General features: G+C 58.6%; 18 protein-coding genes. 5 read left to right on the plus strand and 13 right to left on the minus strand.

The annotated features are described in order from the left end of the window. Positions 1 to 15 precede the first annotated feature (15 nt). The 4 genes from ACIOU6_RS08875 to ACIOU6_RS08890 all read left to right on the plus strand — a co-directional run bounded on the left by ACIOU6_RS08875 (position 16) and on the right by ACIOU6_RS08890 (position 5,272). On the plus strand, positions 16 to 1,788 hold the full coding sequence (locus ACIOU6_RS08875) for an N-acetylglutaminylglutamine amidotransferase (RefSeq protein ID WP_221729284.1): 1,773 nt from the start codon (positions 16 to 18) through the stop codon (positions 1,786 to 1,788). 3 nt (positions 1,789 to 1,791) lie between these two features. Continuing rightward, positions 1,792 to 3,540, plus strand: coding sequence for an N-acetylglutaminylglutamine synthetase (ngg, locus tag ACIOU6_RS08880; RefSeq protein WP_221729285.1), 1,749 nt, complete (start codon positions 1,792 to 1,794; stop codon positions 3,538 to 3,540). Between the two features lie 165 nt (positions 3,541 to 3,705). Continuing rightward, positions 3,706 to 4,896, plus strand: coding sequence for an osmoprotectant NAGGN system M42 family peptidase (locus ACIOU6_RS08885; RefSeq protein WP_339431124.1), 1,191 nt, complete (start codon positions 3,706 to 3,708; stop codon positions 4,894 to 4,896). Between the two features lie 148 nt (positions 4,897 to 5,044). After that, positions 5,045 to 5,272, plus strand: coding sequence for a YheU family protein (locus ACIOU6_RS08890; protein WP_003192759.1), 228 nt, complete (start codon positions 5,045 to 5,047; stop codon positions 5,270 to 5,272). Positions 5,273 to 5,277: 5 nt separating this feature from the next. Here the strand turns inward: ACIOU6_RS08890 and csrA are convergent, their stop codons facing one another. The 3 genes from csrA to ACIOU6_RS08905 form a co-directional block, all read right to left on the minus strand. Next, positions 5,278 to 5,463 (minus strand): carbon storage regulator CsrA, encoded by a 186-nt coding sequence (gene csrA / locus ACIOU6_RS08895; protein WP_221729287.1) that lies wholly within the window; start codon positions 5,461 to 5,463, stop codon positions 5,278 to 5,280. Positions 5,464 to 5,601: 138 nt separating this feature from the next. Beyond that, positions 5,602 to 5,934 carry a YnfA family protein gene (locus ACIOU6_RS08900; protein WP_221729288.1) on the minus strand — a complete coding sequence of 111 codons (333 nt, stop codon included), beginning with the start codon at positions 5,932 to 5,934 and terminating at the stop codon, positions 5,602 to 5,604. 65 nt (positions 5,935 to 5,999) lie between these two features. Next, positions 6,000 to 6,815, minus strand: a complete 816-nt coding sequence (locus ACIOU6_RS08905) for an SDR family oxidoreductase (protein WP_401135502.1) — start codon at positions 6,813 to 6,815, stop codon at positions 6,000 to 6,002. A gap of 299 nt (positions 6,816 to 7,114) precedes the next feature. Here ACIOU6_RS08905 and ACIOU6_RS08910 point away from each other — a divergent pair, with 299 nt between their 5' ends. Beyond that, on the plus strand, positions 7,115 to 7,273 hold the full coding sequence (locus tag ACIOU6_RS08910) for a DUF3309 family protein (protein ID WP_221729422.1): 159 nt from the start codon (positions 7,115 to 7,117) through the stop codon (positions 7,271 to 7,273). A 72-nt stretch (positions 7,274 to 7,345) separates the two neighbouring features. Here the strand turns inward: ACIOU6_RS08910 and ACIOU6_RS08915 are convergent, their stop codons facing one another. The 10 genes from ACIOU6_RS08915 to ACIOU6_RS08960 form a co-directional block, all read right to left on the minus strand. After that, positions 7,346 to 9,439 carry an LTA synthase family protein gene (locus ACIOU6_RS08915; RefSeq protein WP_221729290.1) on the minus strand — a complete coding sequence of 698 codons (2,094 nt, stop codon included), beginning with the start codon at positions 9,437 to 9,439 and terminating at the stop codon, positions 7,346 to 7,348. A gap of 316 nt (positions 9,440 to 9,755) precedes the next feature. Then, complete coding sequence (locus tag ACIOU6_RS08920; RefSeq protein ID WP_221729291.1) at positions 9,756 to 10,361, minus strand: START domain-containing protein; 606 nt, start codon at positions 10,359 to 10,361, stop codon at positions 9,756 to 9,758. A 41-nt stretch (positions 10,362 to 10,402) separates the two neighbouring features. Beyond that, positions 10,403 to 10,657, minus strand: a complete 255-nt coding sequence (locus ACIOU6_RS08925; RefSeq protein WP_221729292.1) for a YkgJ family cysteine cluster protein — start codon at positions 10,655 to 10,657, stop codon at positions 10,403 to 10,405. 165 nt (positions 10,658 to 10,822) lie between these two features. Next, a complete protein-coding gene (locus tag ACIOU6_RS08930) occupies positions 10,823 to 11,293 on the minus strand; it encodes a translation initiation factor 2 (RefSeq protein ID WP_401135506.1) in 471 nt (156 codons plus the stop codon). A 78-nt stretch (positions 11,294 to 11,371) separates the two neighbouring features. Next, complete coding sequence (locus ACIOU6_RS08935; RefSeq protein WP_221729294.1) at positions 11,372 to 12,811, minus strand: PLP-dependent aminotransferase family protein; 1,440 nt, start codon at positions 12,809 to 12,811, stop codon at positions 11,372 to 11,374. Positions 12,812 to 13,012: 201 nt separating this feature from the next. Next, entirely contained in the window at positions 13,013 to 13,825 is an 813-nt protein-coding gene (locus tag ACIOU6_RS08940; RefSeq protein ID WP_221729295.1) for an OmpA family protein, read from the minus strand. After that, on the minus strand, positions 13,822 to 14,178 hold the full coding sequence (locus ACIOU6_RS08945; RefSeq protein ID WP_221729296.1) for a DUF4398 domain-containing protein: 357 nt from the start codon (positions 14,176 to 14,178) through the stop codon (positions 13,822 to 13,824). The genes ACIOU6_RS08940 and ACIOU6_RS08945 overlap by 4 nt, the downstream gene beginning before the upstream one ends. A gap of 9 nt (positions 14,179 to 14,187) precedes the next feature. Next, entirely contained in the window at positions 14,188 to 15,021 is an 834-nt protein-coding gene (locus ACIOU6_RS08950) for a substrate-binding periplasmic protein (RefSeq protein WP_401135510.1), read from the minus strand. A gap of 79 nt (positions 15,022 to 15,100) precedes the next feature. Further along, positions 15,101 to 16,030: an electron transfer flavoprotein subunit alpha/FixB family protein gene (locus ACIOU6_RS08955; protein ID WP_401135513.1), complete on the minus strand. Its 930-nt coding sequence runs from the start codon at positions 16,028 to 16,030 to the stop codon at positions 15,101 to 15,103. A 2-nt stretch (positions 16,031 to 16,032) separates the two neighbouring features. After that, a partial coding sequence (locus tag ACIOU6_RS08960) for an electron transfer flavoprotein subunit beta/FixA family protein (RefSeq protein ID WP_401135516.1) occupies positions 16,033 to 16,354 on the minus strand: 322 nt, incomplete at its 5' end.

Genomic DNA, 16,354 nt, shown 5'->3' on the forward strand with positions numbered 1-16,354 from the left:
ACCGGTAAGGACTTTATGTGCGGATTAGCTGGCGAGTTACGCTTTGATCATCAACCTGCAGACCTTGCAGCCATTGAGCGAATCACCCATCACCTGGCCCCTCGTGGCCCCGACGCGTGGGGCTTCCACGCACAAGGGCCGATTGCCCTGGGCCATCGTCGCCTGAAAATCATGGACCTCTCGGACGGCTCGGCGCAGCCGATGATCGACAGTCAATTGGGCCTGTCTCTGGCCTTCAACGGCGCAATCTACAACTTCCCTGAACTGCGAGCCGAACTCGAAGCGCTCGGTTATGCCTTCTATTCCGGTGGCGACACCGAGGTGCTGCTCAAGGGCTTTCACGCCTGGGGTGAAGCGCTGCTGCCGAAACTCAACGGCATGTTTGCCTTCGCCATTTGGGAGCGCGATGCACAGCGCTTGTTCATCGCCCGTGACCGTCTCGGCGTAAAGCCGTTGTACCTGTCGCGCACCGGTCAGCGCCTGCGCTTTGCCTCAGCCCTGCCGGCGCTGCTCAAGGGCGGCGATATCAACCCGATCCTCGATCCGGTGGCGCTCAATCACTACCTGAATTTCCACGCAGTGGTACCGGCCCCGCGCACCCTGCTGGCCGGCATTGAAAAACTGCCGCCCGCCACCTGGATGCGCATTGAAGCCGATGGCACCACCGAGCAGAAAACCTGGTGGACCCTGCCCTACGGCCCACACGACGACGAGAAGAACCTCACCCTCGAAGACTGGACCGATCGCGTACTCGACAGCACCCGCCAAGCCGTGGCGATCCGTCAACGTGCGGCGGTGGATGTCGGCGTGCTGCTGTCCGGCGGCGTCGATTCGAGCATGCTCGTCGGTCTGTTGCGTGAAGTGGGCGTGGAAAACCTGTCGACCTTCTCGATCGGTTTTCAGGATGCCGGTGGCGAGCGCGGGGATGAGTTTCAGTATTCGGATCTGATCGCTAAACACTACGGCACTCAGCACCATCAGTTGCGTATCGACGAGAAAGAGATCATCGAGCAATTGCCTGCGGCGTTTCGCGCCATGAGCGAGCCGATGGTCAGCCACGACTGCATCGCGTTCTATCTGCTGTCGCGTGAAGTGGCCAAGCACTGCAAGGTTGTGCAGAGCGGCCAGGGTGCCGACGAGTTGTTCGCCGGTTATCACTGGTACCCGCAAGTGGACGGTGCGCCAGACCCTTACGCGGCCTATCGCGAAGCGTTTTTCGACCGCAGCTACGACGACTACGCCGCCACCGTGCAACCGAAATGGCTGACCGCCAATGACGCCGCCGGCGACTTCGTGAAAGAACATTTCGCACAGCCCGGTGCCGATGCCGCCGTGGACAAAGCCCTGCGCCTGGACAGCACGGTGATGCTGGTGGACGACCCGGTCAAACGCGTCGACAACATGACCATGGCTTGGGGTCTGGAGGCGCGAACGCCGTTTCTCGATTATCGACTGGTCGAACTGTCGGCGCGGGTTCCCGGCCAGTTCAAGCTGCCCGACGGTGGCAAACAAGTGCTCAAGGAAGCGGCACGTCGGGTCATCCCGAGTGAAGTGATCGACCGCAAAAAAGGCTACTTCCCGGTGCCGGGCCTCAAGCATTTGCAAGGCGACACGTTGAACTGGGTGCGTGAACTGTTGCTTGATCCGAGCCAGGATCGCGGTCTGTTCAACCCGGCCATGCTCGACAAATTGCTGACTGACCCACAAGGCCAACTGACGCCGTTGCGTGGTTCGAAGCTGTGGCAACTGGCGGCCCTGAACCTGTGGCTCAGTGAACAAGGAATCTGATCGATGAAACCCCACGCCACGGCTTACAGCCAGCGCCTGTTGCGCGGTCAGACTCCGTCCTATGAACGTTTGCAGGCGCGGCTGGCCGAGGACGGCAGCGAACTGGCCGCCGATCCGATCGCCGTGCATTGCGGCTGGGGCCGATTGCTGATCGGCCACACCTTTCCTGACTCGGCAACGCTGGCCCAGGAGTTGCTCAACGAGCAACAAGGCGAGCGAGATATCGCGCTGTATGTTGCCGCGCCGCAACAGATCCTCGGCCTCGAACCGACGCAGTTGTTTCTCGACCCCTCCGACACCTTGCGCCTGTGGTTCAGCGACTACCGCCAAGCGACCCGCGTGTTTCGTGGTTTCCGCATTCGTCGCGCGCAAAGCGAGGCAGACTGGCAGGCGATCAATCAGCTATACCAGGCGCGCGGCATGTTGCCGATCGATGCCCAACGGCTAACCCCGCATCATCAGGGCGGCCCGGTTTACTGGCTGGCCGAGGATGAAGACAGCGGCGCCGTGATCGGCAGCGTCATGGGTCTGAATCATCACAAAGCGTTCAAAGACCCGGAAAACGGTAGCAGCTTGTGGTGTCTGGCGGTTGATCCGCAATGCTCGCGCCCCGGCGTCGGCGAAGTGCTGGTGCGGCACTTGATCGAACACTTCATGAGTCGCGGCCTGAGCTACCTGGACCTGTCGGTGCTGCATGACAACCGTCAGGCGAAAAGCCTCTACGCCAAACTCGGTTTTCGCAATCTCTCGACCTTCGCCATCAAGCGCAAGAACGGCATCAATCAGCCGCTGTTTCTGGGACCTGGGCCTGAGGCGCAGTTCAATCCGTATGCGCGGATCATTGTCGAGGAGGCGCACCGTCGCGGCATCGATGTGCAGGTGGACGACGCCGATGCCGGACTGTTCACCCTCAGTCACGGTGGGCGCCGCGTGCGATGTCGCGAATCGTTGAGCGACCTGACCAGCGCCATCAGCATGAGTCTGTGTCAGGACAAAAGCCTGACGCACAACGTGTTGAAGGCGGCGGGGCTCAACCTGCCCTCGCAGCAATTGGCGGGCAACGCCGACGACAACCTGGCGTTTCTCGATGAGCATCAGCGAGTGGTGGTCAAGCCGCTTGATGGTGAACAGGGTCAAGGTGTGGCGGTGGATTTGCAGAGCATTGAAGAGGTGCAGCAGGCCATCGAAGCAGCGAAACAGTTTGATAGCCGGGTGCTGTTGGAAAGCTTTCACGAAGGGCTGGATCTGCGGATTCTGGTGATCGGTTTTGAAGTCGTTGCGGCAGCGATTCGTCGTCCGGCCGAGGTGGTCGGTGATGGCCAGCATTCGATTGGCGCGCTGATCGAAGCCCAGAGTCGCCGCCGGCAAGCGGCCACCAGCGGCGAAAGCAAGATCCCGCTGGATCACGAAACCCAGCGCACCTTGCACGCGGCCGGTTATGACTACAGCAGCATCCTGCCAGCGGGCGAATCGCTGTTTGTGCGGCGCACGGCCAATCTGCACACCGGCGGTACGCTGGAAGACGTCACGGCGATTCTGCATCCAACCCTGATCGATGCAGCGGTACGCGCAGCGCGGGCACTGGACATTCCGATGGTCGGCCTCGACCTGATGGTGCCGGCGGCGGATCAGCCGGAGTACGTGTTTATCGAAGCCAACGAGCGCGCCGGATTGGCCAACCATGAGCCGCAGCCGACAGCCGAGCGGTTTGTCGATTTGCTGTTTCCGCACAGTCAGCCAGCTAACTCGTAATGATGCGGCGCCTCGGCTGACGTGTTCGCGAGCAAGCCTGCTCCCACAGGTTTTGTATTCACCTCACAACCTGTGGGATCTGGCCTGCCAGCGATCAGGCCAGATCAGGCACCCCAAATTCTCCTCATCGAAACCATCGATGTGCTCAACCCATCAGGAGTTTCCATGACCCTCCAAATTCCCGAACCAGATCTCAACTACCTGCAAAAAGTCCTGTTGGAAATGCTCGCCATTCCCAGCCCGACAGGGTTCACCGACACCATCGTGCGTTACGTCGCCGAACGTCTGGAGGAACTCGGCATTCCCTTCGAGATGACCCGTCGTGGCACCATCCGCGCGACGCTCAAGGGCAAGAAAAACAGCCCTGACCGCGCGGTCTCGGCGCACCTGGACACCATCGGCGCCGCTGTGCGCGCCGTCAAAGACAACGGTCGCCTGACCCTCGCCCCGGTCGGTTGCTGGTCGAGCCGTTTCGCCGAAGGCAGTCGCGTCAGTCTGTTTACCGACAACGGCGTGATTCGCGGCAGCGTCTTGCCGCTGATGGCCTCCGGACACGCGTTCAACACGGCCGTGGATGAGATGCCCATCAGTTGGGATCATGTGGAGTTGCGTCTGGACGCCTATTGCGCGACCAAGGCTGACTGCGAATCGCTGGGCATCTGCGTCGGCGACGTAGTGGCGTTCGATCCGCTGCCGGAATTCACCGAAAGCGGCCATATCAGCGCTCGTCACCTGGATGACAAAGCGGGGGTCGCGGCATTGCTGGCGTCACTCAAAGCCATCGTCGACAGCGGTCAGGAACTGATGATCGACTGTCACCCGCTGTTCACCATTACCGAAGAGACCGGCAGCGGCGCAGCGGCGGCATTGCCGTGGGACGTCAGCGAGTTCGTCGGCATCGACATTGCGCCGGTCGCGCCGGGGCAGCACTCCAGTGAGCATGCGGTGAGTGTGGCGATGCAGGATTCCGGCGGGCCTTACGACTATCACCTGTCACGACATTTGCTGCGTCTGGCCAGCGAGAACGAGTTGCCGGTGCGCCGGGACCTGTTCCGCTATTACTTCAGCGACGCGCATTCGGCGGTGACCGCCGGCCATGACATCCGGACCGCCCTGCTCGCCTTTGGCTGCGATGCGACGCACGGTTATGAGCGCACGCACATCGACAGTCTGGCGGCACTTAGTCGACTGCTGGGGGCTTACATTCTGAGTCCTCCGGTGTTCGCCAGCGATGCGGCGCCGGCCAATGCGTCGCTTGATCGCTTCAGTCATCAGATTGAGCACGAGACGCAAATGGAGAGTGATACACGCGTGCCGTCGGTGGACAGTCTGGTAGGGCAACGTTCGGACAGTTAAATCCATGGTGCCCGGACCGCTCCCACCGTTGGAATACGTTTCACTGTGGGGGCGGACTTGCTCGCGAAGGGCCGGCACAGGCAACACAAAACTGGCAGCCAAACATCAATCGCCGTAGCATCCCGACATTGATTTAGCCGAGGTGCCCATGCTCATCCCCTACGACGCTCTTGAAGTCGACACCCTCACTCGCCTGATCGAGGATTTCGTCACCCGCGACGGTACCGACAACGGCGACGACACGCCGCTGGAAACCCGTGTGCTGCGTGTGCGTCAGGCGCTGACCAAAGGCCAGGCGCTGATCGTCTTCGATCCGGAAAGCGAGCAGTGCCAGTTGATGCTCAAGCACGACGTGCCCAAGCACCTGTTCGACTGAAGCCCTTAGCGGGCCTTTTGCCTGGCCTGCTGACGCTGGATCCGTTCGTAGACCTCCGCGCGATGCACATTGACGTTCTGAGGCGCCTCGACGCCAAAGCGCACACTGGAACCGTTCACTGACAGAACGCGCAGGGAAATATCGTCACCGATTGAGATCAACTCACCAACGACACGGCTGAGTACAAGCATGAGATTCGTCCTTCAGGGTTAGCGAACGCTGAAGATGCGCGGCTTGCGTGCGCCCCACAATGCATGGTCGGCAAATCAGTCTTGCCCTACACCCCCTCCAGCGCAGGACTGTCAGATACGTCCCACAAAACCATCAGTTCAAGCGGCACAAAAGCGCGGCCCGAATAGAATCACGCTCGCACCGATCACACACAACGCCACACCAATCCAGTCCGAACCCAGTGGACGAACCCGCTCCACCACTGCCAGCCAACCAATCGAAGCCACAATGTAGATCCCGCCATAAGCGGCATAGGCGCGACCGGCATAGGCCGCTTCGACACGGGTCAACAACAGGGCGAACAGCGTCAGACTGAGCAGCGCCGGGATCACCCACAGAGCGCTTTTGCCTTGACGCAGCCACATGAAGAAGGCGAAACAACCGGCGATTTCAAACAGCGCCGCGAGGAAGAACCACAAGTAATTGAGCATTGACGCGTCTCGACAGGATGACCATTGCCGCCACCCTAACGACGCATCCCCCCTTCAAGCAAGTTTCAAGCGTTGTTCTGCTTGGTCTTGGCGCGCATTTTGTCGGCCATGGTGGTCATTTCGTTGTAGAGCAGTTGCGGGTTCTTCTGCTTGATCGCCCAGGCCATACGGCCCTGTTCGTGAGGCAGGATCATGAACTCGCCTGCGGCCACTTGCTGATAGATATAGTCAGCGATGTCCGCTGCGCTGATCGGCGAACTTTCCAGCAACTTGCCAACCTGCGCTTTCATCGCCGGGTTCGGCCCACGGAAGGAATCAAGCAAGTTGGTCTGGAAGAATGACGGGCAGACGACATGCACACCGACTTCCTGTTGCGCCAGTTCAATCAACAGGCTTTCCGACAACGCCACCACGCCAGCCTTGGCCACGTTGTAGTTGCTCATGGCCGGGCCTTGCATCAACGCCGCCATGGAGGCGATGTTGATGATTTTGCCCTTGCTTTGCTCAAGCAACGGCAGAAACGCCTTGCAGCCCTTGACCACGCCCATCAGGTTGATTGCGATCTGCCAATCCCAGTCCTCCAGCGACAATTCGCTGAAGAACCCTCCCGAGGCCACACCGGCGTTGTTGACGATGATGTCGATGCCGCCGAGTTTCTCTTCGCACGCCTGAGCAAACGCGGTGAGCTGGCTGTAATCACGTACATCGCAGCGTTGAATAAAACCGTCGCCGCCGGCCTCGCGCACCTGTTTCAAGGTTTCTTGCAGGCCGGGTTCACTGACATCGGACAAGGCCAGTTGCCAGCCTTCACGCGCCCAGCGCAGCGCGATTTCGCGACCTAAACCCGAGCCCGCGCCAGTGATCATCATGCGATTTTGCATAGCAGACAGCCTTGTTGTTCCGGGGAAGATTCGCGCAGTGTAGCGAAGGATGTGCCGTCAGCCTCGCTCCATCAGATTGCTGAATGGTAGGAAAAAACCGTGGCGCGTTTGATTCGTTGGGAGGGACTAAGTTCTGAACTTTCGGAAGGGGAAAAAGAAATAAGCGAGCGATCCAAATACATTAAAAAAACATTGAATCTTCTTTCATTTGCACCAGTCGGAATTTATAAGCCGCCTGGAATTACTGAGTCTCCAGTCGACCTGAATACCAAGACTTCTCGAACGTTATCTACAAGGAAATCGACATGGGCACAATTCTTATCATTATCCTGGTCCTGTTGCTGATCGGTGGCCTGCCGGTCTTCCCGCACTCCAGAAGTTGGGGTTACGGTCCATCGGGCATTATCGGCGTGGTGCTGGTCGTGCTGGTCGTGCTGTTGTTACTCGGTCGGATATAACGATTCAAGCGTAAAAAAAGAGGCCCTTTTCAGGGCCTCTTTTTTTTTGCGTGGCATTTTATTGCGCGGGCATCAGTCTGGTTTGCCGCTGACCACACCGGCGGTGTTTTCAATCAGACTCTTGGTCGCCGTTTGCAAGAACGCCTCGAGTTTGAGTTTCAACTCAGCAGTGCGCGGAGCATCCGGAATGATCTCCCCACTCGGGTTGGCACCCAAATGGTACTGATAGATTTTCGGTGCCATTTCTTTCTCTTTCGGCAGCACCAGAACCTGGTCAGCCGTGACGATGGCGGTGGTCTGCTCGCTGCCCGACGGTTTGATCACACCAAAACCGGTGTCGCCTTCCGGCAGGTTGAGCAAGTCACGGCCCCAGCACTGATGGCGCACTTCGCCACCCAGACGCCCCATGATGGTCGGCACGATGTCGATCTGCGTACCCACGGTGTGGTCACGCGTACCGAACTTCTCCTGGATGCCCGGGGCGATCATCAGCATCGGTACGTAGAAGCGGCCCAAGTCCATTTCGGTGATCTGACGCTCGTTACCGAAACCGTGGTCGCCGACGATAACAAACAGGGTTTCCTTGAAGTACGGCTCTTTGCGCGCTTTCTCGAAGAACTGGCCCAGCGCCCAGTCGGAGTAACGCATGGCGGTCAAATGCTCGTTCAGTGAGCCACGATCGGTGACGCGCTCAACCGGCAACGGCGTCGGCAAGGCGTAAGGCGTGTGGTTGGACAGGGTTTGCAGCAATGCGTAGAACGGCTTGCCGTTTTCGCGGGCCTTGAGTTCCTGCAGACCACGGTCAAACATGTCCTGGTCGGACACGCCCCACGTCGGATCGGAGAACACCGGGTTGACGAAGTCGTTACGGCCAACGAAGTTAGTCATACCCTGGTTGCTGAAGAATCCCGACTGGTTGTCCCAGGCGAAGTCGCCGTTATAAACGTAAACATCGTCAAATTTGCGCGCACTGAGCAACTGCGGCAGGCCGGACAGTTTGTGGCTGCCTTCCGGGGTCTGCATCAAGTATTCGAAACCTGGCAGGTTCGGGAAGCAGGCCATGGTGGCAAACATGCCCTGATGGGTGTGCGTGCCGTTGGAGAAGAAGCGATCGAACAGCAGACCTTCCTTCGACAGTTTGTCGAGGTATGGCGTGATGTTGCCCGGAGCCCCCAACGCGCCGACCGAGTGACCGGCCATGCTTTCCATCAGGATCACGACAACGTTTTTGATCGGCAGGGTCTTGTCCGCTGGCGGCGTGTAGTCACGGCGCACCGCAGCGATATCGGCATCGACCAGTTTGTCGTCCGGCATGACCAGCATCTCACGCACGACGTTCTGCGCTTGCTCTTGTGGCAGCGTGGCTTTCCAGATGTTGTTGCGATCCTCGCCCATCCGATCCTTCGCCGCCGCGATCAGCGACAGCGTGCCGTTGAGGCCGAGCTGGTTGGCGAAGTTCGAATTGGTGGTGTAGACGTCCCCCCAACGCAGCGGCGGGCCCTGACGCAGAGTGCCACGGGCGGCCACCACGCAAATCAGCAGACAGACCACGAACACCGCAAGGCGCGTATACCACGGCGCGACCTGACGCGTGCTGACACTGCCACCACTGAAAGGCCCGCGCGGGCGCGTGGCTCGGTCGGCGCCTTTGAACGCCAGCGTCAGGATCACGGTGCCGACAACCCACGCCAGCAGATAGCGAACCACCGGAAAACCGTACCAGAGCATGCTCATCACGGTTTTCGGGTCTTCTTTCACGTATTGGAACACCAGACCGTTAAGGCGCTGGTGGAACTCACGGTAGAAGTCCATCTCCATCAGACCGAGGAACAGGGCGATGCTCGATGCGAGGGTCAGCCACAGACGGAAAAATCCGCGCGCCGCCATGGCCCGGGCACTGAATAGCGCCAGTACCAGCGGAACGCAAACGTAGACCACCAGGCGCAAGTCGAAACGCAACCCATTGACGAAAGCTTCAAGGAACGTCGAAACCGGGGTATCGAGGATCATTTCGCGGTTGTAGACCAGCAGCGCGAGGCGCAGCACGGAAAACATCACCATCATGACCAGTGCACAAAGCAGCGTGTAGGCCAGATGCGATTTGACGGTCGGTTGCAGTAGACGAGTAGAAGCTCGCTGCTGATTCAGGGCGTCCGGGATTGCCATGTCGTTTTAGGACCCATTGGAAGTTGAAGTTGCAAAATACAGCGGCGCCATGCCCTCTATTGGTCATTCCAGACCCCGGGGCTTGCGCGGTGCGCAAATGTTGCACGATCACCCGCACCATTGCCATTGATTAGTGCCCCGCCACCAGACACTTTCATTTAAAGCGGCGGCAGACAGGGACAGCGTGGAAACAGCGCGGGAGAATTGTCTTGGACGCTTTGTGAAAATTTCGTTCAACGCATATCTGGAAACACAATAAAAGCCATAAAACAAAACGCCCCGAATCAATCGGGGCGTTTTGCTGAATCCGTGGTGTTTACTTCTCGGCGAGCTCTTTCAGGGCTTTCAGAGTCTTGAACGGAGCATCAACGACAAACTTGTTGGCAACCATCGCCGGCACGCTGCCGCCTGGCTCCGTGTGCACTTGATAGGTCACTTCGACCTGATCGCCTTTTGGCACAAATTTCCAGAAGCCTTTGACCTGAGCCACCCGGACAAAACCTTTTTCCTCCGGAACATACTTCGGCACACCCTCCATGTTACGGGTCAGGCTGCCGTCGGCGCCTTCAACGGTCGTGATGTGCAGCACCGAATCACGCGGGGTGACCGGCCAAGGCGTGTTGAACTGGGTGTAAGTCCAGCTCTGATCACCTTCGTGCTTGAGCAGTTTCTGGGTCTTGCATTCGTGAATCCAGGCACAGGCGCCGGAAACGTCCTCCTGCAATGCACGCAGTTTGGCGACGGTGGTCTTCATCAGAGCGACGCCCTGATAGGACTTGTAGTCCGAACCCGGCACTTCGCTCAGGGAAACCTTGATGCCATCCTCGTTCTTGGCGACCTTCCAGTCTTCAGCCTGCGCGACCGAAGTCACCAGCACGGCAGTCAAACCACACAACACAGCGATACGATGCAGCGAACCCATAGTCTTATTCCTTATTGTTGAAGTTCCGTTCGTTTGACACATCAAGCCGCCGTCATTTGCTCCCACCAACCGATCAACTTGATCGCTTCTTCCTGGCTGCGGCCACAGACTTCGATATCGGCGGCGAAACCGGAACAGACAGCCGGGCGCTCTGGACGGCCGAAAATGTTGCACAGGTTTTCGACCGAGAGTTGCACGCAACGTTCGCCGGCAGGTTTGCCATCAGGCATGCCGGGAATCGCCGAACTGATGGAGGGGGCAATGCAGCAAGCGCCACAGCCTTCACGGCATTTCATGACGAACAAGTCCTCGCGACGGGCAATGTGTAAAAGGGACGCGGACAGAGTAACCGCTAAAACGGCTGTTTCAAATTCCCTGAACCGGGGTTTTTACGGATAAGTGAATATGACTGACCAGTCTGCGACAAAGCGTCTGCTTTGCGGGTCACAGACGGGTTGTAATTACTGCTTGAATTCGAAATCCAGCGCCGCACCATCAATATCCCGGCGCTCTTCGTTACGCAGTTGCAACTGCATTTCGTTGCTGAGCAAACGGCCATTGAGTTGGAAGCCGCTAGTTTTCTCGCCAAAAAACTGCGGCAGGATGCCCTCGTGCTTCGGCAGCGAAACGGTTCCCTTCGGCTTCAATTCCTGGACCATCTCCTTGGGCAAGCTCAAGTCCAGTGTTGCCGGCGGCAGCTTGGTTTTCGCCACCTCTCTGGCGGGTTTCGACTTGGAGGCGATGGGCGCGCGTTTTTTAACGATTTTCTGCTGGGGAGGCTTGGCTGGCAGTGCCTTTTTCGCCACTGGCGGCTTTTTCGCTGCGCTCGTAGCCGCTGGTTTTTCTGAAGCTGCGGCCGCCACGACACCAGGTGCATGACCGATCATCAGCAAACAAAGCAAAACCCACATGGCAGGAAGAAACGCTTTCATGGACCCAACGACGCTAACGGCAGAGGGCCATATGCTCGCTTGTTGGACGTCACAAGACAAGTTTGACCCGCCACTCGCTCAAAATCCGCCAGCCGTTTCCTGACACAGTTGGGTCGCCAGCAGTCCCAGCGTCATCAACGCCCTCTCCGCCTCGCGGTTCCACGGGGTGCCACAGTTCAGGCGGATGCAGTGGTTGAACTGCTCGGTATTACTGAAGATCAGCCCAGGGGCGATGCTGATGCCCTGTTGCAGCGCACGAACATGCAATTCCTGAGTATTGACCCTGCCCGGCAGGCTCACCCACAGAATGAAACCGCCCGTGGGCCGGCTCATTTGCGTACCTTCGGGGAAGTACTGCTGCACCGCCAACTGAAACGCACTGAGATTTTTTCGGTATTCCTGGCGGATGTACCGTAAATGCCGGTCATAACCGCCATTCTCCAGATAAGCCGCAATCCCCATCTGCGTGACACTGCACGCCGAATGGGTACTGAAGGTCTGCAAGCGCTGAATTTCCTGCTGATACTTGCCAGCGATCATCCAACCGATGCGTACACCGGGCGACAAGGTCTTGGAGAAACTCGAGCAGTAAATCACCCGATCCAGTCGGTCATAAGCCTTGAGCGCCTTGGTGCGACCCTGTTCGAACATCAACTCGCCATAAATATCGTCTTCGACGATCTGGATATCGAAATCCGAAGCCAGACGCAGCAGTTGTTTCTGCCGCTCTTCAGGCATGGTGCCGCCCAATGGATTGCTCAGACGTGTGGTCAGCACCAACGCCTTGATCGACCATTGGTTGGCCGCCAACTGCAGAGCCTCCAAGCTCATGCCAGTGGCAGGGTCGCTGGGAATTTCAATGACTTTCAGACCCAACAGATCAGCCAATTGCAGCAGGCCGTAGTAAGTCGGCGACTCGGCGGCGATCAGATCGCCCGGCCGGGTCAGCACCCGCAACGACATCTGCAAGGCATCGACACACCCATGGGTGATCACCACTTCAGAGGGATCGACCACCACACCGGCGTCGCGCATGCGGATCGCTACCTGCCGGCGCAGCGGTTCGAAACCAGGGCTGAACATGTAGCTGAACGCCCGTGGACTGTGGAACCGGGTGACCTTGGCCAATTGCTGATGAAGTGCGCGCACCGGCAAGTAATCGACACTGGGCACCGCGGCCCCCAACGGGAATACGCCTTCACGGCGGGACTCGACCAGAACTTGTTGAATGATGCTGCTGCGGGTCACCAGACCTGGCCGTTCGACGCGGGCAATGTCGGGCGTCGGGGCCGTCAGCGCCGGGGTCTGGTGCACGTAATATCCGGACTGTGGCCGTGCGCGAATCAGCCCCTGATCTTCGAGGTTGGCGTACGCCTGCAACACCGTCGCATGGCTGACGTTGAGTTGCGAACTCATCTTGCGCACCGAAGGCACGCGTTCCCCCGGTTGATAGACCCCACGGCGGATGTCTTCGGCCAGTTGCTGAGCAATACGTTGGTAGAGCAAGAGATTGGTCATGACGCAGCACTCGATTTCACGGGCATTTTATTCTTGTGTGAAACAATACCGGAACAGTTTAGAAGTGTACTGGGACAGTTGTCACTCTAGTCGACCATACAGTGCAGTGTCTGCCACAACTGTATTGATTTGCGAGCTATTCGACAGACGTAAAAAAGCCCGGTGCTGCCTGACAGCCCGGGCTTTCCAGTGACGCCGCCCTCAGCGGGCGGCGCCGAGCTGGCCTGTTTCGTCGGAGAAAACAATTTCCACACGACGGTTCTGTGCCCGCCCACGCTCGGAAGCGTTGGCGTCTACAGGGTATTCGTCGCCGTAACCTTCGACCTGAATGCGTTTTTCGTCGATGCCCAGATCCGTCAGCACATCGGCAACGGACTGCGCACGGTCGCGGGACAGTTTGAGGTTTTCCTGCTTACCACCGGTGCTGTCGGCATAACCCTCGATGCGCACCACGCGTTTCGGGTTGAGTTGCAGGAACTGGACGATTTTCAACACAACACGGTTGGCCGAGTTTTTCAGCTCGGCTTCCCCAGTGTCGAACAGCACATCACCGAGCGTCATCACCAGACCACGGTCGGTCTGCGTGGTCGCCAGCGCGACTATTTGTTCTTCAAGCCACTTGCCCTGCTGCTGCACGCTGAGCAGTTTCGATTCGCGCAGGGCCAGTTGCAGGCGCTGACGCTCCAGTTCGAGCTTGGACGCACGCTCCTCGTTGAGCACCTGATTGGTGTGCTCGCGGGCGATTTCACTGTAGCGCTGGCTGAGATAGGCGTAATGAACTACATCCGACCCGCTGCCCCAATAGGTCGACAGGCGATCGGCACGGGCCAGCGATTCACCGGCGCGAATCACGTCTTTCGGCGCGATGCGCAGCACGTTGGAATCTTCCTTCACTTTCTGGAAGTCGGCGCTGGCCCCTTGCAGAGCGGATTCGCTATGTTGACCCGCACAGCCGTAAAGACTGGCGCAACCGGCAAGAATGAAACCGCCGAGAACTCTGGAGTTGAGGCTCATTGGGCATCTCCCAGTTGCTTGCGCAGACGGATGATGCGGGTGTTGAGCACATTCAACTGTTCTTCACTCTTTTGGGTCAGCACTTTGGCTTCCGCCAGGCGAGCATCCAGTTCAGCCTGCTCGGCACGCATGCGCGCGTTCCGGTAGGACTCATCAGCCATGTTGCCCTTTGCCCGGTTGTATTTGGTTTCGGCCAGTTTCATTTCCGGCACGTCATCGGCGGTGGCACCGACAGCCTTGGCTTGAGTGATGGCCTGCTCGGTCAGACGCATTTGTTCATTGGGTGCCGGATCGGTCGCGCAACCGGCCATGGCCAGAACGGCCACAGCCGCGAAAAGAGGTCGAATACTCACTAAGAATCCCTACTGTTTTGGGGTACTGACAGGTTGTTGCGGCTGTTGCTGCTGCGCCTTCCAACGCTCGATATTGCGTTGCAGCACAGCTTCCGTCAGTCCGGACGCGGGCAATTCTGTCATCTTTTTGGCCAACTGTCCGCGCAACCACGGATCGTTGCACGCCGAGTTGTGGGAAACCGCGAGGAACAGCCCCGGTCGATCAATCGGTTGCTCGAAGGCCAACAGGTCATTGGCCATGCCCAATGCCTGTGCGGCTGCCATGCCCGAGTAGCGACCGGCGAGTACATATTCCACTTCACCCAGAAGCAATTTCTGAAAAGCCTGAGTGAGGTTTGCTGTCCGGGTCAGGGTCAATTGCTGCTCGGCGAAAGTACCGAATGCCTCGGTCATTCGAGACTTTTCCGACAAACCTCCGGTATGTCCGTGCAGGTCCTGCGCTTCGTTGTAGAACAAGGTCGAGCCTTTGCGCGTCCACACCAGATAGTCGTTTTCCAGCAGCGGCGGATAGATGTAGTCGAGGTTTTCGAGCTCATTGAAGGTCAGCGGAGCATCCGCGAGCATGTCCATGCGCCCGCTGCGCACTTCATCCAGGGCTTGCGAGCGCTTGCCGGCGTAGAGCAATTGGACTTTGATGCCCAGGTCTTTGGCCACTTGCTGCAAAAGATCAGCACTGGCACCCATCAATTGCTTGGGGTTCTGCGGGTCTTGCCACAGGTATGGCGGCGCGTCCGGGCTGCCGGTGACGACGAGACGTTCGCACTTGCCGGCGGCCGCGACCAACCCCGGCAACAGTGCCAATCCCAACAATAGCGAGCAGTGCAAGCTGCGGCGCAGTTCCATGGCAAAACGCTCCCATCCAATTCCGAGACAAAAAAAACCCGACCAAAAGGTCGGGCTCTTTATAAGTGAAGCCGCCGGATTAGACCAGCTTCTCCAGCTCGGGTATCGCTTCGAACAGATCCGCCACGAGACCATAATCGGCCACCTGGAAGATCGGCGCTTCTTCGTCCTTGTTGATCGCAACGATCACTTTGGAGTCTTTCATGCCGGCCAGGTGCTGGATCGCGCCGGAAATACCGACGGCGATGTACAGCTGTGGCGCAACGATCTTGCCGGTCTGACCGACCTGCATATCGTTCGGTACGAAACCTGCGTCGACCGCAGCGCGCGAAGCACCGACGGCAGCGCCCAGCTTGTCGGCCAGGGCGTACAGGTGTTTGAAGTTGTCGCCGTTCTGCATGCCGCGGCCGCCGGAAACGACGATCTTGGCAGCGGTCAGTTCCGGACGATCGGACTTGGCCAGTTCTTCGTTGACGAAGCTGGAAGTACCGGCGTTGTGCGCGGCAGCAACGGCTTCAACAGCCGCAGAACCACCTTCAGCAGCCACCGGATCGAAACCGGTAGCACGCACGGTGATCACTTTGATCGCAGCGGTCGACTGTACGGTAGCGATGGCGTTACCGGCGTAGATTGGACGCTTGAAGGTGTCAGCGCTTTCTACCGAGATGATCTCGGAGATCTGGTCAACGTCCAGCGCAGCGGCAACGCGCGGCAGGATGTTTTTGCCGTTGGAGGTGGCAGCAGCCAGGATATGGCTGTAGCCAGCGCCAAGCTCGGCAACCAGTGGCGCAACGTTTTCCGGCAGCTGATGCGCGTAAGCGGCATTGTCAGCATTCAGGACTTTGCTCACACCTGCGATTTTCGCAGCAGCTTCAGCCACGGCGCCAGCGCCTTGGCCTGCGACCAATACGTGGATGTCGCCACCGATTTTGGCAGCGGCAGCCACGGTGTTCAGTGTGGCCGGGGCCAGCACTTTGTTGTCGTGTTCAGCGATTACCAAGATAGTCATGATCAGATTACCTTCGCTTCGTTTTTCAGTTTCTCGACCAGTTCAGCCACCGACTTGACCTTGATGCCCGCGCTGCGTGCAGCCGGCGCTTCGACTTTCAGAGTCTTGTTGGTGGAGGCGGTGGAAACGCCCAAAGCGTCCGGAGTCAGCACTTCGAGAGGCTTCTTCTTGGCTTTCATGATGTTTGGCAGGGACGCATAACGCGGCTCGTTCAAACGCAGGTCAGTGGTGACGATCGCTGGCAGTTTCAGGGAAACGGTCTGCGCGCCGCCGTCGATTTCGCGGGTCACGGCAACCTTGTCGCCGCTCACTTCGACTTTCGAG

Origin of the sequence: Pseudomonas sp. NPDC087615 (assembly GCF_044743445.1) — a bacterium.
Lineage (GTDB): Bacteria > Pseudomonadota > Gammaproteobacteria > Pseudomonadales > Pseudomonadaceae > Aquipseudomonas > Aquipseudomonas baetica_A.